Below are 24,225 nucleotides of genomic sequence, written 5' to 3'. Positions count from 1 at the left end.
CTAGGGGATGTAGGGCGCAGGGTAATTTATTCCCCTACCCCACATATCTTGTGCTGAGTGTGTTATAGCGCTACGCGCAAGGGCAAGAGGCAAGAGGCAAGAGGCAAAAGTTCACTAAAAGAGCGTTTCAGCTTGTATCAATGTCAAACACCTTAATACGTAGTGCTATACTCTACTCTAGTAGGTAGAGGTCGAGCCGATGATTATATACGAGTTCAAAGCATACGGAAAACAGCCGCAGTATCAAGCAATTGATGATGCTATTCGGACGTCTCAATTTGTTAGAAACAAATGCTTGAGACTTTGGATGGACAATAAAGGTAAGAAGTCTATCACCAAATATGACCTGAATAAATATTGCAAGATACTTGCTGATGAGTTTCCATTTGCGAATGAACTCAATTCAACGGCTAGACAAGCAGCGGCTGAACGTGCTTGGTCAGGAATCGCTCGATTTTTTGACAACTGTAAAAAGAGAGTTAAAGGGAAGAAAGGATACCCTCGGTTTAAGAAGCATTCCCGCTCTGTGGAGTATAAACAAAGTGGCTGGAAGCTTTCACCTAACCGTAAAGTGGTAACCTTCACTGATAAGAAAGGTATCGGAACTCTCAAACTCAAGGGTACCTATGACCTCAACTATTACGACCTTAAAAAAATTAAACGGGTAAGGTTAATCCGTAGAGCAGATGGCTATTATGTCCAGTTTGCTATTAGTGTAGATGTTCAAATTGAAACTGAACCGACCCACAGAGCAGTTGGTTTAGATTTAGGCTTGAAATATTTCTATGCTGATAGCCTAGGGACTACAGAACCTTGTCCACAGTTTTACAGAAAGTCAGAGAAACAGTTAAATCGTGCTAACCGCAAAAAGTCCAAAAAGTACGTCAGGGGTGCTAAACTGCAATCAAAAAACTACCATAAAGCTAGAAATCGGTATGCTCGTAAACACTTAAGAGTAAGTAGGCAACGTGTAGAGTATTGCAAGAGACTGGCATACTGCGTCATCCAATCTAACGATTTGGTGGCCTATGAAGATTTAAGTGTAAAGAACATGGTAAAGAATCGACATCTAGCTAAATCCATATCAGATGCTGGGTGGTCAACTTTTCGTCATTGGTTAGAGTATTTTGGGTCTAAGTACGGTAAAGCTACTGTTGCAGTACCGCCACACAATACTTCTCAAAATTGCTCTAACTGTGGTGAAAAAGTTAAAAAGTCCCTATCAACTCGAACCCATGTATGTCCACATTGTGGCTATGTTGAGGATAGGGATGTAAACGCCGCTATTAACATCTTGAGAAAAGCACTCAGTACGGTGGGGCACACCGGAACTTACGCTTGGGGAGAGTTGCCCTCTGGCTTAGTTGGCGAAAGCCTGCTAGGTGATGGTGACTCGATGGAGTCCACAGCTCTGTGAACCAAGAATCCCCCGGATTCATCCGTCGGGAGTGTCAAAGATAAACTAGCAGTTTATTGAATAGGGATAAGTGGAGCATGATTGACGAAGCAAAACAGTCAGATAACACTTCGCAGCAGACAAACGAAGAGTCCACCACGGTACTCGAAGACAATCGTGAGGCGGAAGCGGTAGCCGTAGCCTCTGAGTCAGATGTTAACCCTGAAGCAGCACAACCAACTGAACCCCCTGCTGCGGAAGCATCTGAGCCAGAGTCGGTAGACCAAGAAGCCCAGACCGAGGTAGCTGCAACAGCTACTACCAATGAATCACCTACCGAGGACGATGCCAAGATTCTAGAAACCATCAAGCAGGAAAATGAAGCCCTCAAAGCTCAACTAGAAGAGCGAACTCAGCAATGTGACTCCTTTAAATCTCAATACATCCGGATTGCGGCAGATTTTGAGAACTTCCGCAAACGGTCAACTAAAGAGAAAGAAGACTTGGAACATCAAGTTAAAGGAAACACCATCACTGAGTTATTGTCAGTCGTAGATAATTTTGAACGGGCGCGCACTCAAATTAAGCCTCAAAATGATGGGGAAATGTCGATTCACAAAAGCTATCAAGGTGTTTATAAACAGCTGGTAGACAGTCTCAAGCGCCTTGGGGTTGCTGCGATGCGACCGGAAGGGCAAGAGTTTGACCCCAATCTCCACGAAGCGGTTATGCGAGAACCAACGGATGACTATCCAGAAGGAGTAGTGATAGAACAGCTAATGCGGGGTTATTTGCTTGGGGAGCGGGTGTTACGTCACGCGATGGTGAAAGTAGCTGCTGCCGCAGAACCACAGGAAACCTCGGAAGCTCAGAAATCTGCTGAGGCAGAAAATTAGCTGCGATTGAGTGGTTAACCTTCCTTTGGTGTCAGTCTCTGACCATCCTACGAAAAGGGACGAATGCACCAAGGGAAGTTCTATTATTCTGACTAACTCAACCAAAAATCAAACTAAAATAACTTAACATAACCGTTAAGCCGCAACCCTATGGGAAAAGTTATTGGCATCGACCTAGGCACAACCAATAGTTGTGTTGCTGTCTTAGAAGGAGGTAAACCCATAGTCATTTCTAGCTCGGAAGGTGGGCGAACCACACCGAGTATTGTGGGATTTGGCAAGTCAGGAGAGCACCTGGTGGGTCAACTGGCCAAGCGTCAAGCAGTGACCAATGCGGAAAACAGTGTCTACAGTATCAAGCGCTTTATCGGACGTCGTTGGGATGAAACCGCTACAGAGCGTTCCCGTGTCCCCTATACCTGTGTTAAGGGTCGTGATGAGACGGTAGATGTAAAGATTCGGCATCGAGAGTATACCCCTCAGGAAATCTCGGCCATGATCTTACAAAAGCTCAAGGCTGATGCTGAAACCTTTCTTGGGGACTCAGTCACTAAAGCTGTGATCACAGTTCCTGCCTACTTTACCGATGCTCAACGGCAAGCCACCAAGGATGGGGGTACCATTGCTGGCTTGGAAGTGTTGCGCATTATAAACGAACCGACTGCTGCTGCTCTCGCCTATGGTTTAGATAAGCTGGATCAAGACCAAGTTATCTTGGTGTTTGACTTGGGTGGTGGTACCTTTGATGTCTCAGTTCTGCAACTGGGGAATGGGGTCTTTGAAGTAAAGGCAACTTCTGGTAACAATCACTTGGGGGGAGATGACTTCGATAATGTGATTGTCCGCTGGATGGTTCAAAACTTTAAAGCCAAAGAGGGCATCAATCTCACCGAAGACAAAATGGCTCTTCAGCGTTTGCGAGAGGCGGCGGAAAAGGCAAAAATTGAACTATCTAGCATGGTAGCCACCCCCATCAACTTGCCCTTCATTACTGCTGATGAAACAGGACCAAAACACTTAGAGATGGAGTTGTCCCGGGCTAAGTTTGAAGAACTATCCAGGGACCTGATTAACGCAACTATAGAACCGGTCAAGCAGTCGCTCAAAGATAGTGACCTCAAACCAGAGCACATTGACCGGATTTTACTGGTAGGGGGTTCGACCCGTATCCCGGCGGTGCAGGATGCTATTAAAAGGTTTTTTAATGGTAAGGCTACCGATCGTTCGGTTAACCCTGATGAAGCTGTGGCATTGGGAGCAGCAATTCAGGCTGGTGTTTTGGGCGGGGAAGTAGAGGATGTCCTGCTACTGGATGTGACTCCCCTGTCCCTGGGTATAGAAACCTTAGGAGAAGTGTTCACCAAAATTATCGAGCGCAATACTACTATTCCTACCAGTAAGTCCCAGGTATTTTCCACAGCTACTGATGGACAAACCTCCGTAGAAATCCACGTATTGCAGGGGGAGCGGGCCATGGCTAGAGATAACAAAAGCCTGGGAAAATTCCTGCTCACTGGTATTCCCCCAGCTCCCCGTGGTGTCCCTCAAATTGAAGTTACCTTTGAAATCGATGTCAACGGCATTCTTAAAGTCGCTGCCAGTGATCGAGGAACTGGGAAAGAGCAAAGTATTGTGATTACCAATACGGGTGGATTAAGTCCAGCGGAAGTGGAACGGATGCGCCGTGAGGCAGAAGACTATGCTGACCAAGACCGCCGTCGCATGGAATTGGTGCAACTGAAAAACCAAGCCGATGGCTTACTATATAACTATGAATCTACTATCAAAGACCATGGGGAATTGATTAGCACTAACCTTCAGGCTCAAGCACTAAAGGAGCAAGCAGATCAACAAAAGCAGCACCTAGACACCATAATGACTAACCCCTCAATTGAGGTCGAGGAGGTGAAAGAAGCTATTGAAACTTTGCAGAAAACTGTCTTGGAAATTGGGGGGATCATTTACGCCAGTGCCAGCCTGGGGTCAGACCCGGAATTTATCCCGTCTGACGAAACAGTTCAAGAGTCCAATTCAAACGACTCCACCCAAATAGAACCAGATGCTTTAGGAGAATTTGTGGTTGATTTTGAGGATGAAACCTTAGAAGTAAATGTTGACTACGAAGCTGTTGATTACGGCAACAGCTCCCTGAAAGATAGATAATTCAATTCCTTGCTTTGACTAGCTCAAGCCAACCTTGAGATTATGGTCACATAAGCAGGTGGCAATCAGCTGATTTTTTTGATAGACAATGATATAGGATGCAGGTAATGCTGGAATGCGCTCTTTGTGCTTTTATAGCAATAACCTGAGGAATAACAATAGCCCCCACTATATAAATGGAAGACCGATCAGCGCTCTATGGCTGACTATTATGATCTCCTTGGTGTCTCTCGTGATGCCGACAAAGATGAAATTAAACGTGCTTACCGTCGCTTGGCACGGAAGTACCACCCAGATGTTAACAAAGAACCAGGAGCTGAAGAGCGCTTTAAGGAAATTAACCGGGCTTACGAAGTCCTATCAGAACCAGAAACTCGAGCAAGATATGACCGTTTTGGGGAAGCTGGTGTTTCCTCAGGTGCGGGAGCAGCCTACTCGGATTTTGGCGATATGGGCTTTGCTGATATTTTTGAAAGTTTCTTCAGCGGCTTTGCTGGTGGTATGGGTCAGCAAACTGGTGGTCGTCGGCGTAGTGGCCCGGTGCGTGGTGACGACCTGCGACTAGACTTGAAGCTGGCTTTCAAGGAAGCTATATTCGGTGGTGAAAAGGAAATCCGCATTCCTCACCTAGAAACTTGTCAAGTCTGTAACGGCACAGGGGCAAAGCCAGGAACTCGACCCCGCACTTGCCCAACGTGTAACGGTACAGGTCAAGTAAGGCGTGCTACTCGTACCCCTTTTGGTAGTTTCACCCAAGTCTCAGTCTGTCCTACCTGTAACGGTGAAGGTCAAATCGTTGAGGATAAGTGTGAAGCCTGTGGTGGTGCTGGTCGTAAACAAGAAACCAAAAAACTGAAAATAACCATTCCAGCAGGGGTGGATAATGGCACCAGGCTACGGGTTTCTAAAGAAGGAGATGCTGGATTACGTGCTGGTCCACCAGGAGACCTATACGTTTATCTATTTGTAAACGAAGACAGTCAGTTTCAGCGGGATGGCATTAACATTCTGTCTGAAATGAAAATTAGCTATTTACAAGCCATTTTAGGCTGTATTATCGAAGCAGAGACAGTAGACGGTCCAGTGGAATTAACTATTCCACCCGGTACTCAACCCAATACTGTATTAACTTTAGAGAATCATGGTGTCCCCAAATTGGGTAACCCAGTCAGTCGGGGCGATCACCTAATCACGATTTTGGTGGATATCCCCACTCGGATTAGCCCTGACGAAAGGGAATTGCTAGAGAAGCTAGCGAAAATTAAGGGTGAGCGCACTGGTAAAGGTGGTATAGAAGGATTCTTGGGAGGGTTGTTTGGCTCATGAGTGGACTAGCCTCCTCCGAGATCAGTTCTAAACCTGATGATCAGCTGGATCTGCGGGGTACCCCTTGCCCGATTAACTTTGTTCGCACTAAACTCTATCTAGAAAAAATGGCTCCAGGTGCCCTATTAGAAGTGTGGCTCGACCCAGGAGAACCCATTGAACAGGTTCCTGATAGTCTGACTATGGAGGGTTACCCCATAGAGGGTGTTGAAGAACGCGATCGCTATTTTGCTCTGAAGGTGCGTCGTCCACACCAGCATCTTCATGATTGAATTAGGATACACTAATTCGTCAAACTTGTCAACCCCTTGGCTGGGTACCGTGCTGGCGGTTCAGGCAAATTTCTATCAGGTGCGTTTAGATCAGTTGAAGGTTGACAAGTTGGAGGTTGTAGGTTGTGAAGATAACCTTCAAGTAAATAACCTACAACCTTCAACCCTCTTATGTACCCGTAGAGCCCGGTTAAAAAAAATTGGCCAGCAGGTGATGGTGGGAGACCGGGTTGTAGTAGATGAACCTGACTGGGCTGGTGGACGAGGGGTGATTGCTGATGTGCTGCCCCGGACAACCCAGCTCGACCGCCCACCAATTGCCAATGCTCAGCAAATTCTGGTAGTTTTTGCTCTGGAAGAACCGACCCTGGATGCTTATCAGCTGAGTCGGTTTTTGGTGAAGGCAGAATCTACTGGTTTTAAGGTCTGTTTGTGTCTGAATAAACGTGATTTAGTAACACAACAGCAACAGCAGCATTGCCAACAGCGTCTGGAAGCATGGGGTTATCAGCCAGTCTTGATCAGCGTTCATAATGGTACTGGTTTAGCACAACTGACTGACCTGTTGAGTCAGACAATCAGCGTTATGGCTGGTCTTTCCGGTGTCGGTAAATCCAGTCTAATTAATTATCTGATTCCAGCAACAACGGTGCGGGTGGCAGAAGTGACTGGGAAACTGGGTCGAGGACGCCACACCACTCGGCATGTGGAATTATTTGAGTTGCCTAAAGGTGGTTTTTTGGCAGATACCCCCGGATTCAATCAGCCTGACTTGACTTGTTCTCCTGAGGATTTAATCCATTACTTTCCAGAAGCAACAGAGCGTTTAGCCCAACACCGCTGTCAATTCAGTAATTGCCTACATCGGGATGAGCCAAACTGTGCTGTGCGAGGAGACTGGGAACGGTACCAGCATTATCTGGATTTTTTAGCAGAAGTGATTGCACGGCAAGAGGCTTTGAAGCAAAAAGCTGATCTTGAATCCACTATGAAGTTAAAAATTAAAGCTTCTGGTCGGCGTCAATACGAACCCAAGCTAGAAACAAAAAAATACCGCCGTCGCTCCCGCCGTACTCAGCACCAGAACCTAGATGAACTTTATGACGAGATGAATTAAGCTTAAAGGATTAAGTATGTAAAGGATGAAGTATGAATACTTCATCCTTTAACCCTTTAACTTCAAAGCGGGTTTAACTTCTAAGGCTAACCCCAAATTTTTCCTCTAGGGCTTCTCGCACTTTCTGATGTACTGGCTCGACTTCTGCATCAGTAAGAGTGCGATCGCTAGCACGGTAGATTAGCCGAAATGCCAAACTTCTCTGTGCCTCAGGAACAGACTCCCCTTTATATTCATCAAACAATTGCACTGACTCCAACAAATTCCCCCCAGCTTTCCGGGTTGAACGTTCGATTTCTGCCACAGAGACTTGTAGTGGGGCAAAGAACGCAATATCCCGGTCAATGGCTGGGTAGGTGGAATAGACTTGGAACCGGGGAGTCAAAATTTCATCGCGATCAAGAGCCTCTAAAATTAGATCCAAGTCCAAATCAAATACATAAACCTGATCGGGAAAACCTCTTTCTGAGCTTAGCTGGGGGTGCAATTGCCCAAATTTGCCTAATTTTTCACCTTGCAACCACAAGGATGCAGTGCGTCCTGGGTGAAGACGGGGATCGCTGTGGTCTGGTTGGTATTCTACTGTCAGACCGCAACGGGAAAACACTCTCTCTAGTACTCCCTTAGCCTCATACCAGGTCATAGGTTCGGAATGCCCTCCCCTGACCCAGTTACCTTGGGTGATATTTCCCCCTAAAATCCCGGCAATAGCATCAGCTTCTGCGAAACCCTCTTCTGCTCGCCAGAAGATCCGACCAATTTCAAAACCGTTGAGTACGCCGTTGCCTTGCTCGATATTGTACTGACAGGCATCAATAATCCCTGATAGTAAATCCGTGCGTAGGGATGAGTATTCTGTAAACAAGGGATTATCAAGACGAATTTGGTTCTGTTCCTCTGGCTTGACCAAGGAATACTGGACTAATTCGGTCAACCCAACTGCACGAAATTGCGATCGCAGTTTTCGCTTTAAAAATTCCTCAGCAGATAGATAACCTGGTTCAGTCTTGTCTGGTAAGCTATCACAGAAGTTGTCATAGCCGTAGAGACGGGCAATTTCCTCAATTAAATCAATTTCCCGCTCTAAATCCCGGTAGCGGTAGGGGGGTACAGTCACTTTCCATTGGGAAGAATCCTCCGATCCTATCGGTTGTAGTTGACATCCGAGGGCAGTCAGGATTCGTTCCACATCTTCTGGCAGGATTTGCCCAAGCTCCTCTGACTTATGAACTGGTCCTAAAATCCGATTGACACGGTCAAGACGTAACTCAATGGAACGTGCCCAAGTAGACGGGTCAGGGCGCTGGTCAGCAATACTCTGGGTTGTGGGGGTACCACCAGCTAACTCAGTAATTAATGCGATCGCTCTTTTACAAGCAATATCCAATTCTGCTTTATTGACACCACGCTCATAACGGGTAGATGATTCTGTCCGTATGCTTTGACTACGGGAAGAACGACGAACAGTCACTGGATCAAACAGTGCTGCTTCCAAAACAATACTTTGGGTGTTGTCGTTCACTTCTGTGGCTTCCCCACCCATAACCCCAGCCATCGCAACGGGTTGGTCGTTAGCTGTGATCAGTAACGCTTGTGGTTCCAGGGAACGGGTTTGACCATCAAGAGTAGTCAGGGATTCCTCACTGTTAGCAAAGCGGACACCAATGGTCAGGTTTTCTTCACCAGCAACAGCTTGCAAACGTTCCCGGTCAAAGGCATGGAGGGGCTGACCCCATTCCAAGAGAATGTAGTTAGTGACATCCACTACATTATTAATCGGTCGTACTCCAGCCGCTTCCAAGCGCTGTTGTAACCAATCGGGAGAAGGAGCAATCTTAACCCCTTCAATCACAGTGCCAATATAGGCGGGACAAGCTTTGGGTTCAGATACTTTCAAGGTCAAGGCATGAGATGCTTCTGGAATAGACACCTCAACAGTTTCTGGCAAGGTTAATGATGCCCCAGTTAAGGCCACTACTTCTCTGGCCACGCCCACCATACTTAGAGCATCGGCCCGATTAGCAGTAGACGTAACATCAAGAATGGTATCGGTTAACCCCAGTAAAGGACGAGCATCACTGCCTAGGGGTATAGTTTCTGCCTCGAAAATATGAATGCCAGCAGATTCCTTGGCCAAGCCCACTTCTGCTAGGGAACAAATCATCCCTTCTGAACGAACACCGCGCAGTTTTGAGGCGCGAATTTTCAAATCAATAGTTGGTAGGTAGGTTCCGATGGTGGCAACCGGCACGTAAATGTCTGGTCGGACATTGGACGCACCACAAACAATATTCAATGGGTCACTGCCACCAATATCCACTTGACAGACCCGAAGCTTATTTGCATTAGGGTGAGGCTCTACCTCCAGAACCTTGCCAATCACCACGCCATCGGCCAGAGTTCCCAGGTCTTCAATATCTTCTACCTCAAACCCAGCCATAGTTAGGGTTTCAGCTAGCTCTTCTGGTGTCAGAGTTACCTCTACTAGTTCTCGCAGCCAGTTTAACGATATACGCATGGACTCCTAAATTTTTTTGCTTAACTCTATATAAGGTAATAAATAAGGTGCAAGTTGCTGGTTACTTCCACCAAAACATTTTTCTATTGTGATCGGGATAACCGCTTAACGCTTGACCAAAAATAATGGGTTTCAAGCCCCGTCCTAAAAGGACGGCTTTAATTCTAATGGCATCCATTCTTGAGCTAACGCTTGCATCATAGCTCAAGAATGGGTGATAATTAGGCTAAGGAGGTAAGCAAAGTGTTTAATCTCACCTACGAGTTCAAGCTAAAACCGACCAAACAACAATCAAAAATATTTGAAGACTGGTTGGAGCAATGCCGCAAGGTCTATAATTATGGATTAGCTGAGCGCAAGGATTGGTATAAGTCTCGTAGCTGTCAGATTAACGCTTGCTCTGTCCGTAGTGAGTACATTATTCCAACAAATGCGTGCGCGTCCTACTTATGCCAGTCAGTGTCGTGGGTTAACTGCTGCTAGGAAAACTATTGAACAATTAAGAGCTGTTCAAGTTCATGTTTTACAGCAAACACTAAAAAGACTAGAAAAAGCTTTTGTTAGTATGTGGGAGCAAGGCCATGGTTTTCCTCGGTTTAAGAAGCACGGACAAATGCGGTCTTTTGTTTTTCCCCAACTAGGTGTTAAACCCCTCGAACCTGGCAGAGTAAAACTACCCAAGATTGGCTGGGTGAAGTTGAGACAATCACGGGAGATACCTGGCTTAGCTAGAGTCAAGCAAGCTAGAGTGATTAAACGATCCTCGGGTTGGTATGTAATGCTCACGTTAGCGTGGGACGTAAATATTCCCCAAGTTATGCCTCACGGAGAAGCATTGGGGATTGATGTGGGAATTTCGCATTTTGTTGCTGTCAGCAACGGTGCTCTGTTTCCTAATCCGCGCCCTTTCAAACGCCTCGAACGCAAGCTTAAATTGCTGCAAAGGAGGGTAAGTAGGAAACGGATTGGAAGTGGAAACCGTCGCAAAGCACAAAAGAAAGTCAGCAAGTTACACGAACGAATCGCTAACATCAGAAAAAATTACTATTGGGAATTAGCTCATAATCTCTGCGATTGGGCTGGGATGATCTTTGTTGTTGGCGAAGCCTGTCCGAAGGACATAGATCTAAATCTCAAAGGCTTGGCTAGAGGGATGTTGGGTAAGCACTGCCTAGATGCAGGATGGGGACAGTTTTTCCAGGTATTAGAGCAATGCTGTTTTAAGCGTGGCGTTTATTTCCAAAAAGTAGACTCTAAAAAGACTAGTCAAGTCTGCCCCAATTGCTTAACTGAAACTGGCAAAAAGACGTTAGCTGAGCGTGTACATCGTTGTGAAAATTGCGGCTACACAACCGATAGAGATGTGGCAGCTGCTCAAGTAGTCCTTCTACGTGGACTTGCAGCCGTGGGACACACGGTCAAGATGCTTTCCGAGGGCAAGTTTGTTGGAATCCCTATGAAGAAAGAATCCTCGTCCTTCTAGGATGGGGAGTGTCAAAAAAGTACACTACCTATGGTCAATACTAAATAAACGCTCTAAAATATAGGTAGCTTCATATACATTTTACTTTAATCACCCTTTACTTAACTCAAAATTGTCTTGTCGACCCTTAGATGGATGCCAAAAATAGGGTATCCTGGTTGAGGATCAGGTTTCACCGGAATAGTTGTCTAACTAAGGGGGTAGTTAAAGACATTTTGCAGAAAATAAAGAAAAGTAAAAGACTATAAATCATCTTTGCTGCTCAGGTGCTCCGAGCAAAAGTTTTAGTTTCAGTATGGGCAAAGCAACATCAGTAAGGCTGAATGAGCTACTGTCTAAATCCTACCTGCACTCAGGCACAAAACCCACAACACGCCGACTTTTGTCAGGCGTGCAGTTCTAAATTATTATTACTTGACCGCTATCGTGTGATCAAACCACTCGGTCAAGGCGGATTTGGAGCAACTTTCTTAGCAACAGATCAATCCTTGCCTGGTAAGCCGACCTGTGTAATCAAACAACTCCGCCCAAGCGCCAAAAGCTCAGAGATTTCACCGATGGCAAGGGATCTGTTTGAGCGAGAAGCCCGAACCTTGGGAGAAATTGGGAATCATCCCCAATTGCCACGGTTATTAGATTACTTTGAAGACAATCAGCAGTTTTATCTGGTTCAGGAATACATTAGCGGTTTGACACTGCAACAGCAAGTCAGACGGTCTGGTTCCTTCTCGGAAGAAGGAGTTAAACAATTTCTCAGTGAAATTCTACCACTGGTGCAATATATTCATCAGAAAAAAGTAATTCACCGGGACATTAAACCAGCCAATATAATTCGTCGTGAGCAAGACCGAAAATTGGTATTGATTGATTTTGGTGCTGTGAAAAACCGCCAAACCAATCCCTCCAACTCCTCAGACACAGTATTGACCAACTATGCCATTGGAACTCCAGGCTTTGCTCCTCCTGAGCAAATGGCATTGCGACCTGTTTATGCTAGCGATATCTATGCAGTGGGGGTTACTTGCCTTTATTTGTTGACGGGTAAATCTCCCAAAGACCTCGATTATAATCCTTCAACCGGAGAAATAGTTTGGCAGACTATTGTCAGCGTTAGTGACCACTTTGCTAAGGTTTTAAGAAAAATGCTGGAGTCTTCTGTCCGTTATCGCTATCAGTGCTCAGAAGACATCCTGAGAGCTCTTGACCTAGAGCCATATCTGGAGAGTTTAAACAAAAGTTTAGTGTCAAAACCCCTTGATGACGCTAATTCTGACTTCAATTCAGGGGATTTGGCTCCTGGGAATGGTTATTCATCCCCCTCGTCACTTCAATCCCGAAGAATGGCAGAGAAAATTAGAGAATTCCGGGAGCGTCGGGGATTGAGCAATGGTCGAAGATCAGAACGTAGAAACGGTGGAGGTTTTACCAGTTACAGGGATTCTACAGCTTTGAACGGTAGTAGGATTACCACCACAGGCAAGTCGAAGGGTAATGCCAAGTTGGATGCGGAAACGTTATTAAAAGCTTATCACTCTGGCAGAAGAGACTTTGCTGCTAAAGATTTGAGGGGACTTAACCTTAATAATGCTCAGCTATCTGGGATAATTTTCCGCCAGGGAAAACTGTTAAATATTAGTTTGAAGGGAGCGGATTTATCCACTGCTAATTTTGGTGAAGCGAATCTCCATCAAGCGGACTTACGTAATGCCAATTTGGGCCGTGCTTTCCTGAAGAAAGCTATTTTGACCGGAGCAGACTTGCGTGGGGCAAATCTTAGTTATGCTCATCTCGAAAATGCTAATCTGCGGGGAGCCAATTTGTGTGGAGCCAATCTTTCTAATGCTAAAGTTACTCAAGAACAGTTGACCCAAGCTAAGACTAATTGGACAACAGTACTCCCTACTGGGAAGCGGGGGTTTTGGTAATATAGCGCAGGGAGTAGGGAGTAGGGAGTAGGCATGCTAGCAATAGGGAACAAAAATTACCACAATTCATTTATGAATATATAGCACTACGGATTTAGATTAGGACATTCCTAAACTCAGCAAACCTAGTTCTAGCTTACTTTTGACTTCTGACTTCTAACTTCTAACTTCTGACTTGCGCGTAGCGCTATATAGGTAATCAGAGATTATTTTTTTTTACTTCCTGGCTTGACTTTCTTAATCTCACTTGCTGGCTTGACATTCATCTTAGATAAAGACTTTCTGATTTTATCTATTTTATCTTTGAGAGATTCTGAAAGACATTTGGTGGTTTTAATGACAGCAAGCAAATCATCTGTTGTTACTGTATCTTTTTCTGGATCAAGGAAAACATTTTCTATGGTTTCTTTAACAACAGCTTCAATGTCAGCACCACTATAACCCTCGGTTTCTTTTAGCAAGCTAATTATATCAATCATCCTATTCCATTTATTTCTCCTTTTTAGATGGATTTCAAATATTTTTTTGCGCTCATCCCCATTAGGAAAATCTACAAAGAACAGTTCATCAAATCTTCCTTTTCTGAGAAATTCAGCCGGAAGTTTGGCAATATCATTAGAGGTAGCCACAATGAAGACAGTGTTTTCTTTCTCTTGAATCCAAGTTAAAATATTACCAAATAATCTGGTTGTGATATCACTTGCGCCTCCACTTTCGCCAATGCCAGCAAAGGCTTTTTCAATTTCATCTATCCATAAAATACAAGGACTAACCGCCTCAGCTATTTTAATTGCCCGACTTAAGTTTTCTTCACTCTCTCCCACATACTTACCAAGTAGTTTACCAATATCTAGCCGCAGTAAAGGAACTTCAAACAGATGAGAAGTAGCTTTGGCGACTAAACTTTTGCCACACCCAGGCATCCCAATTAGCATCATACCTTTAGGTATATCCACTCCAAATTTGATAGCTTGGTCCAGATTTTTGAATATGTTAGCTTTTTTAGTCAGCCAGGACTTGAGATTATCAAGCCCTCCAACATCATCTAGTGTTTCTTTGAAATTAAGAATTTCAAGGGTGCCAGATTTTTTGATAATTTGTTTTTTTTCTTGGATGATTAGGTGCTTATCATTTTTGTCTATACAGCCACCCTGTTGATAGGCTAGGTTTAAACTCTGGATAATTTCAAATTTACTTAATCCTTTAAAGGATAAGGATAATTCTTCAATGACATTGTCAGTCATATCAAATTGTAAATCCTGCAAAAATTGTTTAATTATTCCTCTAATTTGATTAAGATTGGGAATAGGGACTTCAAAGACCGTAATAAATTTATCAAGTTCAGCCGGAATAATTAATTTACTAGCAACAATAAAACTAGTGGTATAAAAATTCTCCTTGTATAGGGTCTTGAGGGCAATTGATTTGAGCAGAGCAATGACTTTGGGATTATCTAAATAAAAGTGAATATCCTTGAGTACCAGAAAACTCTCTCCAGTTTCATTATTATCAAAAGCTGACAAGAAGGTTTCTAAGTCAAAGTTAGATTTAGAATTTTTGGTATCAAAATCAACATGACCACCAGCATCATTATATTCATAAACCTTAGCTGTTGTAGCAATCTCCTTAATCAGCAAATCAGTAGAATGGAAATCAAAATGATTGATATAAATGATTGGTCTTAAGGAATCAACATAGGAGGCGAGTTTATGACTTGTATTGTTCATGATAATTGTTAATAGGGAATCAGTAATAGGGAATCGGGAATCGGAACCCACCCCTAACCCCTCCCAGGAGGGGAACGGGAATCGGGAATCGGGAATCGGGAGTGGGGAAGAAAGGTAAGCATTCAGTCAGCTATCACTCACCAGCTGACGGCTGACAGTTGACAGCTGACAGCTAACATGAGAAATGCTATATAATCTCAAACTTCCAAATAACCAATTACATGGTCAGGATTTATACTCTTGTAATCTATCCCATCTAGAATGACAAATTTACCATTAACATCATCGGCTGATAACTCTTCACCATGTTTACCAGAGTTTCTTACATAATTTCCATCGTTCATACCTAAAATCATAAAACGCTTACCCTTGGGTTCAATATCTTTCCAAAACTCTTTTGTCTCACCTTTAAATATTTTTAGATGATTCCTGACTAAATAAAACATTTTATGAATTGCAAATTCTTTTTCTGAAAGTACCAAATTTTGTTCGGAAGGAAATATCATGTATTCCACATAATCATTAGAACTATTAGAATAAAACATTAAACCATTCATGATTTTTCCCACTGCATCTTCTTTTTTAAATTGATCGGACCTCAAACTTGGTTCTGAATGAGATACCATCACATCATCACTCTCAGTTAAATCCAGAATTAAACACTTTTTTTCTGGAGTAACAAGTTTCTGCCACCTACGATTAGTGTCTGCTTTATGCTGAATAGGTTTTAGACTAAGTATATCAGGATGTTTTAAAAATCCTTCAGATAACATTTTGGCTGTATTAGGATTAATTTTATTTGTCAAGTTTTCTATTCTTTCAGCCATCATGTCAGACCCTAACACTAATCTTCTCAAAGTGGGATTCATGAATGATACAAAAAGAGATAAGGGGACTTTGTCAAAAAATTCATCATACAAGCCTGGTAAGTGAAACTTAAATATCCAGAAATAGTTTTTAGCAATTTGTGCTACACTACTTTTAATCAACGCAATATTATCGGGATCCTCCAACATCCCTGTCAATACTCTATAGTAACCCTGGTGATAATCCTTAATAATGGCTTTGCGATTAAAATTGTTCTTAGCATAATTATTTACCTTGTTCTGGAATTCTTCATGGAATTGGATACTATACAAGGATTCCTCTAGTTTAGTTGCTTCAATTTCCATCTCGAAAATTTTCACTAGTTCCTTGCTAATCTCTAGGTCACTTTCGGCTGAGATATCCTTTATTTTTGATAAGATATCTGTAAATCCCCTAACAGCAAGCCACTTTTGCAATAGACCACTTTTGTAATATCTCAAGATATCATCGATATTAAAATTTTCCCTAACACCATCTAAATCTCTGACTGGAGTATTATCCAAAATAAGACTAAACTTAATTGTCTTTGCCATCTTTATCCACCTCAATAATTTAATTTTAATAATTTAATTTTGCTGTCAAAGGCTACCAATTCAATGGATTTAATTTACTTTTAGTAAAAGCTCGCCCAAAAGATTTTGCTCCTGCCCAGGCTTTTTTTACTGTTTTGGTTACTGCTTTTTTACCAAAATTGGCTACTTTTTTGATACCAGTGGCAATAGTTTGACCAATGTTTTTTCCAGCAATTTTACCTGTAAAGCTTCCTAGCATCCCTCCAACTGCTGTGCCAATTGGTCCAAATACAGTTCCAACAGGAGCTCCGATACTTGTACCGGATAACCAACCGACAGCCTTGGTGTTTAGACTCACTAAGGTAGAGGTAGCTGCAACTTGTCTATCATATAAATCTTCTACAGCCTCAATCAGTGTAATCTCGCCTTTGCCAAGTTTATAGCCGATTTGGGGAAGCGTAAGTCCCATATCAATCATAGCAGCAATTTCGGCTATATCTACTTCATCAAGTATGCCTAAGTGACCCTCTTCTTTAGCAACTACTGTGCCTAAGGTAACTAGTTGTTTGAAGGTATTATCTAAGGGCCCAAGGTATTGATTTAAATAATTATCAGCAACGTCCAGAAAGGAAAAATTATTAAAATAATCTAGATTTAAAGGGTCTGAAAGCATATCAAACTGCTGGGCCATGGAAATTGAAGATAGCATGGAGTTGTTCTGAATATCATCTAATACTTGTTGTTCCATAACTCTAGGCTTGTTGATGGCTTCAACTTCAATTTCCTTCAGAGGAGTATATACGCCCGTTGCTTCACCAGACAATGACGCTAATTGCTGATTATTGGCTAAAACTAAGGCTTCTTGAATCTCTTGAACAATTTCACCTCTTTTTATCACACTTTCTCTATCGGTGATTTCTTCAAGGGTAGATTCAAGCCAATTTACTTTTGATTTACCTTGTTCTTGAGCACTGATTAAGCTTTGATGATAACTATCAATCAGGTCGATAGTATCTAACGCATTGTTGATATCAGTAAGGGTTTTGGTTTTGTCTTTTATGCCTTGACGCTTCTCGATAACATCCTTACAAAAATGTTGAATATTATCTCGATCATGATACTCTTGATAGTTGACTAAGATTTCGGAAATTATTTGTTCAGTAGTTTTCCTACCCTGAGGAGGGATCAAGTCGCTCATTGTTGTTATGATTTACTGAGGATATTACTGATCATACAAGGGTTAGGGCTGGTGTGGAATTCCATAGGATCCCATCGTATTATAGCCTAGTCCAGGATATATTCTTTTTTGAGACTTATGTTAATTATAGTACCAAGTTAACTGGGATCAAGTCTTAGATTTTGACGTATATAGCGTTTATCATAGCTATGAGGTACACATTATTTTTTCCCTCTTCCCACTTCCGACTTCCGACTTCCCACTTCCGACTTCCCACTTCCGACTTCCCACTTCCGACTTCCCTGCTCCCTGCTCCGAAGTCCCTGCTCCCTAAAACCCAGAGATTTGTACCTCATGGGTATAAGACTTGCTATAGCCCTCTTCTGTCACTCTCCGAGCAGTAAAATAAGAGAATAAACAGATTGGGTAGCTCAAAAGTAGATAGGGCAATGGATGTAGAGTTACAGATTCTCAAACATAGTGCCAGAGATGCACAACCAACAGTTTCGGTTATTGATCAATATTGTGAGGCTTATAAAGACCTGTTTTCAGAAGTAAGAAGTTATGAATGTTTCAAATATTTACATTTAGGAATAATCTCACCGATAAAGAGAAAGTCGCTACCAGAAATAGCTAAGGTAGTAGGCATAAAATCTGCTCAGTCACTCCATCATTTTTTAGCCAATTCTCCTTGGTCAGCGACTGAATTAAAATCCCGAAGATTAAGTCGGATGCTCAAAGCATTAAACTCGGAAAAAATCACGGTAATAATTGATGAAACCGGGGATAGAAAGAAAGGGAAAAAAACGGACTATGTAGCAAGGCAATATCTAGGAAGTATCGGAAAAGTAGATAATGGAATAGTGTCAGTTAATGCTTACGGGGTGTATCAAAATATAACATTTCCATTGGTAGGCAAAATCTTCAAACCAAGAGGAACATTAAAATGGGAAGATAAGTACAAAACTAAAATAGAGTTAGCCTCAGAAATCCTAGAAGAATTAGTAGAAGAAGGATTAAATATAGAACGAGTATTAGCGGATAGTCTGTATGGTGAAAGTAGCCAGTTTATTAGAACATTAGAGAAAACTAAATTGTCTTATGTAGTAGCAATTAGGAGTAATCATGGAGTCTGGATGCCAAGTGAACAGAGGGTTAGAGCGAATAAGTGGTGTAAATTTACCAGAACATTTAGTAATCAAAAATCCGAAACTAGATACATTAGAGAAATAGTATATGGAAAAAAGAGAGCCATAACTTACTGGGAAATAACCACAGACCCAAAAACTATGCCAGAGAATGGAACATCTTTTGTGATGACTAATTTGAAAGGTAATCTCAAGAAAATCTTGGGAGATTTGTATGGATTAAGAACATGGGTAGAGTATGCTTTTCGTCAGTGTAAACAAGAATTAGGATGGACAGATTACCGTTTTACTAAGTTTAAGGATATCGAAAAATGGTGGGAAATAATTTTTTGTGTGTACACCATGATTAGTTTAAATTCTCCAGCTTTTTTATCTTTAAATAAATCGACAGAAGTAGCCAATAAGGTGAAAGATGCTGATGATATCCAGGTGAGTAATCATCAACAATGGAATCATAAAGGTGGATGGAAGAATGTGTTAAACAATTTTCGTTTACTGATTCAACCAATTATGATGTTATGGATTATTTTTCCCTGGTTAGATATTTTGCCTAATAGTAAATTATTGCTGGGATTGAATCAGCTAATTAGTGAAATTAATCAATATCAATTCTTTTTTAATTCTGGATAATCTGACTTATTTGTTAATCATTGAATTCGGAGAGTGACAGAAGAGGGATAGTTACAATAATTAATATCGCCCTTTGGCAATCGAAACCCATTTGCTGTTTGACCCAGTGGTGCGTTACGGGGCGGGCTCTCCAAACACTGGCGACTGTGAAAATGAGGGCAAGCCCGCCCCGTAACGCACCACTAGCACTTACCCAAACCGTTCAATCAGATGATCCCCCACCCGCAGAGCATTGGCAATAATGGTTAACGCTGGGCTAACACTGGCATTGGATGGAAAGAAACTGCCATCGACTACGTAAAGGTTTTCCACATCATGACTGCGACAGTTGCGATTGAGTACAGTAGTAGCAGGATCGTCTCCAAAACGGCAGGTGCCACACTGGTTTGCCATTACCTGAATCGGCACTTCTCCACGAGGATATATTTTACCGCTCTGAAAACTATCCAGACGTTTTTCAATAACTTTTAGTACCTCAGTCAAGCGATAAATCAGGCGATCGTGGGCTTCGATATTATTGGGAGTGTAGTCAATATACAACTTGTTTCCATCAATTCGTACTCGATTATTGGGATCGGGCAAATCCTCCGTCTGCACCCACCAGCCAATGGAACGAGTAGCTAACTGCTTCAGTCCAAATCCTGGCATAAATTTTGCCAGAACCGATAACAGTGGTGGTGCTTCAGCAAAAATAATATCTGTGAGCAATCCACCGGAATTTTGAATGTGACCCATTGGGTAAGGAAAATCGGGATCACCCCAATAAAAATCATTGAGATAAATACTTCTTTGAAAAGCACCTGAATTGGGCTTAGTGCTCAGTTGCACTACAGCAGTCATTAGGCTTTTCATCAAATTCCGTCCCACTTGCCCTGAACTGTTGGCAAGTCCTTGGGGGTGTCGATCATTGGCAGAGTGTAATAGCAATGCTGCTGAATTCACGGCACCACAAGCAACCACGACAATCTCCCCCATAAACAGGTAGGATTGTCCGGCAATTTCGGCTTCGACCCCTTTGACTGCTAAACCTGAGGGGTTAGTGTGCAAACAGACTACCTTGGCATTGGTTTTTAAGGTCACGTTCGGATGTTTCAAAGCTGGCACAATTCCGCTGACCTCGGAATCATTGGTTGGGTCGTCGTCTTGGCGCGTCAGTCCTAACGGTAGGTAAGATGGATGCAGACCTTGCTGAGCGATCGCATTGTAAATTTCCGCAATTTGAGGCTCTTGGGGGATTGCTTCAAAGGGATAGTCTTGACTATGAAATGGCTCGGTGGGATCGCTGGTTGCCTGACCGTGAACTTTATAAAGCTGTTCCGCTTCAGTGTAGTAGGGTTCAAAGTCGGAATATTTCAAACACCACTCCGGCGACACTCCCTCTTGATGTTGCACTTTTTCAAAATCCCGCTCCCGCAGTCGTAGCAATGCTGCACCATAGATTTTAGTATTGCCACCGATAGCGTAATTCATTTGGGGGAAAAAGGGTTCTTCAGCAGTGTCATACCAAATTTCAGGAGCGTGATAGCGTTCTCGCTTAAAAATATCGACATTACTGCGATTTTGCTCTTCTAGAGGCATAAAATCGCCTCGTTCTAGGATCAGAATTTTCTTCCCCGTTGGCGCAAGTTTATAGGCTAACGTTCCACCACCAGCCCCTGTGCCGATAATAATCAAGTCGTAGTATTGGTCGTCGATAATCATAGTAAAAGTCCGAAGTTTGAAGTGGGAAGTCGGAAGTCAGAAGTCAGAAGTCAGAAGTCAGAAGTCAGAAGTCAGAAGTAAAAGAGGAAGCTTTCAAGGGTAATGGTTTTTTATAACTAATTATCCCGACATGATCTTACAGGAGTTCAGGAGTTACAGGAGTTTAGGAGCTTAAAATTATTAACTTATGCTATATTAATAGTAATAATAAATTTTCAATTTTACGATCAGGTGTAGCGATTGGTTATATTTTTTTGGTAGTAGAGATACTGCTTTGATATTGATTGGTCATAGCTTATCTTGTTGATCAAGACTTGCCGAATAATCCCTCATTCCCACTTCTGCAAGAGCGCGGTCTTCCTCAGCAAACTCATGAGAAAGGGCTTTTAACTGAGCAGGATCAAGAACAATCCGACGACGTTTATCTTGAAACTTAAGAAATGCAATAAAATCAGCGACTTGCTGAAGTTGTTCAGCAGTAAGTATATCCAGGTCTTGCTTGATAGCTTCGGTGCTGATTGACATAGCAGTAACTTAGTACAATTATAGGTTAGTGATAGGTTATTCCCCAGAAATGTTGAATCTAGTAGGGCTGATGGCTGTTCGCGAAGCGTGCGCGTAGCGCATTGGCTGATAGCTGATAGCTGATAGCTGATAGCTGATAGCTGATAGCTGATAGCTGATAGCTGATAGCTGATAGCTGATAGCTGATAGCTGATAGCTGATAGCTGATAGCTTACCTCATAACTACGATAAACGCTATCGACAAGTTTAGCTAGGGACAAGGCTCAATTGTCCAATCTTTAGGTTTCTCACTTTTATAACAGGACTGTTGACGACCTGCTTCCTTTAAATTCCATTTACCGGTAGATTGATCGAATTGAAACTCAAGTCGATAACGCTTGCCCCTAATTTTGTCATCAGGTAGATTCATCTGGGTTAGAATCACGATTTTCTCAAAAGCTTGCTGATCAATCACCTTTATTTCTTCAGTAAAGTCACTCTCGACCGTTTCCTTGTTACCAAATAATTCTAGTGCGATCGCTTTCGGATCATCTCCTATTCCCTTACCTTTGATTTCAGCTAGATTCAAGGGTTGATAACGAGATTTTTCTAACGCATCATCAGAGGGATTACAACCCACTAAGATTAAGCTAATAGTCAACCCTACTCCTATAAGCGGTAACCTAGATTTTTTATCCATGGTCATTTAAAATTAAATTTGTTATAGCCTTGATTTTATCAAACACGAATCAATTTTTAATTGACAGCAAATTCAGTTTGCTGACGCATTTCGGGAGGACAGAAAGCTAAAACAATATTTTTTTTAGGAATGCCAGCATTAATTAAATCAGTAGTGATACCCGTTTCTATTCCATCATATTCAATATAAATTTTAGTATTTTTTAGAGTAATATATATTAGGTTTACTCTGATTCTTTTTCCCTGTGACCATCCTACCTGCATTAATCCATAGTGCTCTCGTGTTTCGTCAAAAATGGGATCAAGTCGGATGTCTCCATGAGAGGGACGAAATTGAGCGTATTTTAAAATAACTTGTTTTATTATTTCTCGATAGGTCGTTTGGGTATTCATTGTTTTACCTCCAATTGGAGGAAACCAATCCGATTGGATTTGCTCAGGGGAATAGGGACAGTTGTCAGGAAAGTCCCAATCGGAAATTCCGGTTTCATTGGCAGCATCGGCTCTCGCATCACAATAAACTTTTGATAAATCTGCCCAGTATCGCTTTAAACTAGGAGTATCTCTGAGATAGCGTTTAAGGTTATTGCGCTCTCGTTTGATGGTGATTTCCCAAAACCTAGACCGTTTTTCAGGTTGATATTCCCATTTCAACAGATGTTGAATCGTTAAACGAATCGAGGATAAAAAGCGGTCTCGCTCTCGTTTACCCAAGTCTTCAATCTCTTCTAGGAGATTAACCCAGTCTACTTCACTATATCGTTGTGCTTTGATCAGGGAAACTTGTTGTTCAACCCATTGGATGATGTCAGTTTCATAGAGCATTTTGTTCTTGGAAATCTCACTAAACGTGACGAAAGCGTTACCTGCTTGGGTTACGCTCCTGCTCACCCAACCTAAGAATAACGCTACTGCCAGATGTAACAGGATAATGAACTTTTTTTTATTTTACTTCCATGTGGCATAAACGCAGTATTCAAACAGTTCCTTCTTACTGTTACGTTTCCTGATCGCCTTGCTACCCACGTTTGTGAACCCAAGGTAATTTAGCGAATCTTCAAGTAGTTTTTCCGTGTGTACCTGAACACCGTAGAAACTAGAATTGCCCACAATATACGACAGTACAGCACCTTTATTCAGTATACTTTTTAGATTATGAAAATGTAAGTGCATATCATGAAAATACTTATAGACATAATTGGCCATCAACAAGGTATTCTTTTCTTCAGTCTCAAGGATTTCGGAAACTACTAGCCTTATAAGTTCCGGCAATTCAATACTGTTTGATTGCCAGTTCTGAAGTCTGCTGGTAGCAATTCCCCATGTGCCTCCGATCGCTTTCCAATCAAGTTCACCAGCTTCACGGGCAGTATCAAGAAACTTTGTCCAGTACATATAAGGACGAAGTTCTCGAATATAGCTGATCCGGTTTGGGTAAGGTGGGGAGGTAACAACGTGGGAATACTTCACTTCTTCAATAGAAACAGGTTCCCGTGAATCTACGGAGTGAACCGATGCGGAACCGGGAAGTGCTTCACTGGCACTTTCAACGATCGCATCCAAGATTTCTAAATACAGAGATTCAATCTGTTCTACCTCAAAGGTTGTCACTTGATCGTGAAATGACATGGACACATGATTGAATGCTGCGGAAGATGTTTCAATAACCAACCGGCAAAAAGAAATCCATGCCAGAGAAGAAACATTGTTGTCTTTCGGTTCGCCAAACTCGTTAACAAGCACCTGACGAAGTGCAGCTATAATTTTTAATGTATCTACGGACCACCACCTTGTAATGTTATGTATTTTTGGCAACCAGTTATCTTTCTTAAGATAATATTTGGATTCTATCAGCGCTTTTTTAACCCCTATTTGTAGCTTTTTAAGTTCCGTTTTTGTGTAGTTACGGCATTTAGCATTACCTAACCATATCAAGAAGGGGTTTATATCAAAACAGTGTGAATAAAAACCATGTTCAGCCGCCACAATACCAGTTGTTGCTGTTCCTGAAAACGGGTCAAGGATGAAAGCATTTTCAGGGATGTTATCAATAATTTCTTCTACTAGCTTGACGGAATAAGCGGGGGTTAGCCGCAACCATCCATGTCTACCAAGTTTCTTGTTGTATTTGAAGGTGTAATCCGAACGTTGCTTAACCGTCATA

General features: G+C 42.4%; 20 protein-coding genes. 11 read left to right on the top strand and 9 right to left on the bottom strand.

All coding sequences use genetic code 11. The features are described 5' to 3' along the window. The first annotated feature begins 199 nt into the window (after nucleotides 1-199). The 6 genes from BJP34_RS27980 (at nucleotide 200) to rsgA (ending at nucleotide 7,170) form a co-directional block, all read left to right on the top strand. Complete coding sequence (locus BJP34_RS27980) at nucleotides 200-1,417, top strand: RNA-guided endonuclease InsQ/TnpB family protein (protein ID WP_070395169.1); 1,218 nt, start codon at nucleotides 200-202, stop codon at nucleotides 1,415-1,417. 77 nt (nucleotides 1,418-1,494) lie between these two features. Beyond that, on the top strand, nucleotides 1,495-2,292 hold the full coding sequence (grpE, locus tag BJP34_RS27975; protein ID WP_070395168.1) for a nucleotide exchange factor GrpE: 798 nt from the start codon (nucleotides 1,495-1,497) through the stop codon (nucleotides 2,290-2,292). Nucleotides 2,293-2,442: 150 nt separating this feature from the next. Then, on the top strand, nucleotides 2,443-4,455 hold the full coding sequence (gene dnaK, locus BJP34_RS27970) for a molecular chaperone DnaK (protein ID WP_070395167.1): 2,013 nt from the start codon (nucleotides 2,443-2,445) through the stop codon (nucleotides 4,453-4,455). 198 nt (nucleotides 4,456-4,653) lie between these two features. Then, a complete protein-coding gene (gene dnaJ, locus BJP34_RS27965) occupies nucleotides 4,654-5,781 on the top strand; it encodes a molecular chaperone DnaJ (protein ID WP_070395166.1) in 1,128 nt (375 codons plus the stop codon). After that, the gene (locus BJP34_RS27960; protein ID WP_070395165.1) at nucleotides 5,778-6,053 is read left to right on the top strand and encodes a sulfurtransferase TusA family protein; all 276 of its coding nucleotides are present in this window, start codon (nucleotides 5,778-5,780) and stop codon (nucleotides 6,051-6,053) included. The genes dnaJ and BJP34_RS27960 overlap by 4 nt, the downstream gene beginning before the upstream one ends. After that, complete coding sequence (rsgA, locus tag BJP34_RS27955; protein WP_070395164.1) at nucleotides 6,046-7,170, top strand: small ribosomal subunit biogenesis GTPase RsgA; 1,125 nt, start codon at nucleotides 6,046-6,048, stop codon at nucleotides 7,168-7,170. Before BJP34_RS27960 ends, rsgA begins: the two co-directional genes overlap by 8 nt. A 73-nt stretch (nucleotides 7,171-7,243) precedes the next feature. Here rsgA and pheT read toward each other — a convergent pair whose 3' ends face one another. Continuing rightward, nucleotides 7,244-9,688 carry a phenylalanine--tRNA ligase subunit beta gene (gene pheT, locus BJP34_RS27950; protein WP_070395163.1) on the bottom strand — a complete coding sequence of 815 codons (2,445 nt, stop codon included), beginning with the start codon at nucleotides 9,686-9,688 and terminating at the stop codon, nucleotides 7,244-7,246. A gap of 243 nt (nucleotides 9,689-9,931) precedes the next feature. Between pheT and BJP34_RS50135 the strand changes: the two genes are divergently transcribed. The 3 genes from BJP34_RS50135 (at nucleotide 9,932) to BJP34_RS27940 (ending at nucleotide 13,096) form a co-directional block, all read left to right on the top strand. Continuing rightward, nucleotides 9,932-10,171 (top strand): helix-turn-helix domain-containing protein, encoded by a 240-nt coding sequence (locus BJP34_RS50135; protein ID WP_324610965.1) that lies wholly within the window; start codon nucleotides 9,932-9,934, stop codon nucleotides 10,169-10,171. Next, nucleotides 10,119-11,171 (top strand): transposase, encoded by a 1,053-nt coding sequence (locus BJP34_RS27945; RefSeq protein WP_324610964.1) that lies wholly within the window; start codon nucleotides 10,119-10,121, stop codon nucleotides 11,169-11,171. The genes BJP34_RS50135 and BJP34_RS27945 overlap by 53 nt, the downstream gene beginning before the upstream one ends. A 323-nt stretch (nucleotides 11,172-11,494) precedes the next feature. Further along, nucleotides 11,495-13,096, top strand: coding sequence for a serine/threonine-protein kinase (locus BJP34_RS27940; protein ID WP_070395162.1), 1,602 nt, complete (start codon nucleotides 11,495-11,497; stop codon nucleotides 13,094-13,096). 206 nt (nucleotides 13,097-13,302) lie between these two features. Here BJP34_RS27940 and BJP34_RS27935 read toward each other — a convergent pair whose 3' ends face one another. The 3 genes from BJP34_RS27935 to BJP34_RS27925 form a co-directional block, all read right to left on the bottom strand. Continuing rightward, nucleotides 13,303-14,823, bottom strand: a complete 1,521-nt coding sequence (locus BJP34_RS27935) for an AAA family ATPase (RefSeq protein WP_070395161.1) — start codon at nucleotides 14,821-14,823, stop codon at nucleotides 13,303-13,305. Nucleotides 14,824-15,020: 197 nt separating this feature from the next. After that, nucleotides 15,021-16,223, bottom strand: coding sequence for a hypothetical protein (locus tag BJP34_RS27930; protein ID WP_070395160.1), 1,203 nt, complete (start codon nucleotides 16,221-16,223; stop codon nucleotides 15,021-15,023). Nucleotides 16,224-16,275: 52 nt separating this feature from the next. Next, nucleotides 16,276-17,400 (bottom strand): hypothetical protein, encoded by a 1,125-nt coding sequence (locus tag BJP34_RS27925; RefSeq protein ID WP_070395159.1) that lies wholly within the window; start codon nucleotides 17,398-17,400, stop codon nucleotides 16,276-16,278. A gap of 188 nt (nucleotides 17,401-17,588) precedes the next feature. Here BJP34_RS27925 and BJP34_RS44690 point away from each other — a divergent pair, with 188 nt between their 5' ends. Together BJP34_RS44690 and BJP34_RS27920 are read left to right on the top strand one after the other, a co-directional pair. Further along, nucleotides 17,589-17,783 carry a hypothetical protein gene (locus tag BJP34_RS44690; protein WP_158517516.1) on the top strand — a complete coding sequence of 65 codons (195 nt, stop codon included), beginning with the start codon at nucleotides 17,589-17,591 and terminating at the stop codon, nucleotides 17,781-17,783. Between the two features lie 45 nt (nucleotides 17,784-17,828). Further along, complete coding sequence (locus tag BJP34_RS27920) at nucleotides 17,829-19,157, top strand: IS701 family transposase (RefSeq protein WP_070391308.1); 1,329 nt, start codon at nucleotides 17,829-17,831, stop codon at nucleotides 19,155-19,157. 189 nt (nucleotides 19,158-19,346) lie between these two features. Here BJP34_RS27920 and BJP34_RS27915 read toward each other — a convergent pair whose 3' ends face one another. The 5 genes from BJP34_RS27915 to BJP34_RS27890 all read right to left on the bottom strand — a co-directional run bounded on the left by BJP34_RS27915 (nucleotide 19,347) and on the right by BJP34_RS27890 (nucleotide 24,224). Then, nucleotides 19,347-20,858: a GMC oxidoreductase gene (locus BJP34_RS27915; RefSeq protein WP_070395158.1), complete on the bottom strand. Its 1,512-nt coding sequence runs from the start codon at nucleotides 20,856-20,858 to the stop codon at nucleotides 19,347-19,349. Between the two features lie 288 nt (nucleotides 20,859-21,146). After that, nucleotides 21,147-21,383 carry a hypothetical protein gene (locus BJP34_RS27910; protein ID WP_070395157.1) on the bottom strand — a complete coding sequence of 79 codons (237 nt, stop codon included), beginning with the start codon at nucleotides 21,381-21,383 and terminating at the stop codon, nucleotides 21,147-21,149. A gap of 250 nt (nucleotides 21,384-21,633) precedes the next feature. Next, the gene (locus BJP34_RS27905; protein ID WP_229424061.1) at nucleotides 21,634-22,062 is read right to left on the bottom strand and encodes a hypothetical protein; all 429 of its coding nucleotides are present in this window, start codon (nucleotides 22,060-22,062) and stop codon (nucleotides 21,634-21,636) included. A 56-nt stretch (nucleotides 22,063-22,118) separates the two neighbouring features. Continuing rightward, complete coding sequence (locus tag BJP34_RS46730; RefSeq protein ID WP_202972032.1) at nucleotides 22,119-22,886, bottom strand: DUF29 family protein; 768 nt, start codon at nucleotides 22,884-22,886, stop codon at nucleotides 22,119-22,121. Between the two features lie 123 nt (nucleotides 22,887-23,009). Next, nucleotides 23,010-24,224, bottom strand: coding sequence for a DNA adenine methylase (locus BJP34_RS27890; protein ID WP_070395155.1), 1,215 nt, complete (start codon nucleotides 24,222-24,224; stop codon nucleotides 23,010-23,012). Between the last annotated feature and the right edge of the window lies 1 nt (nucleotide 24,225).

It is taken from the genome of Moorena producens PAL-8-15-08-1, from assembly GCF_001767235.1.
GTDB lineage: Bacteria > Cyanobacteriota > Cyanobacteriia > Cyanobacteriales > Coleofasciculaceae > Moorena > Moorena producens_A.
Note: the sequence above shows the minus strand (reverse complement) of the source record. Positions and strands in the feature narration are given on the sequence as shown.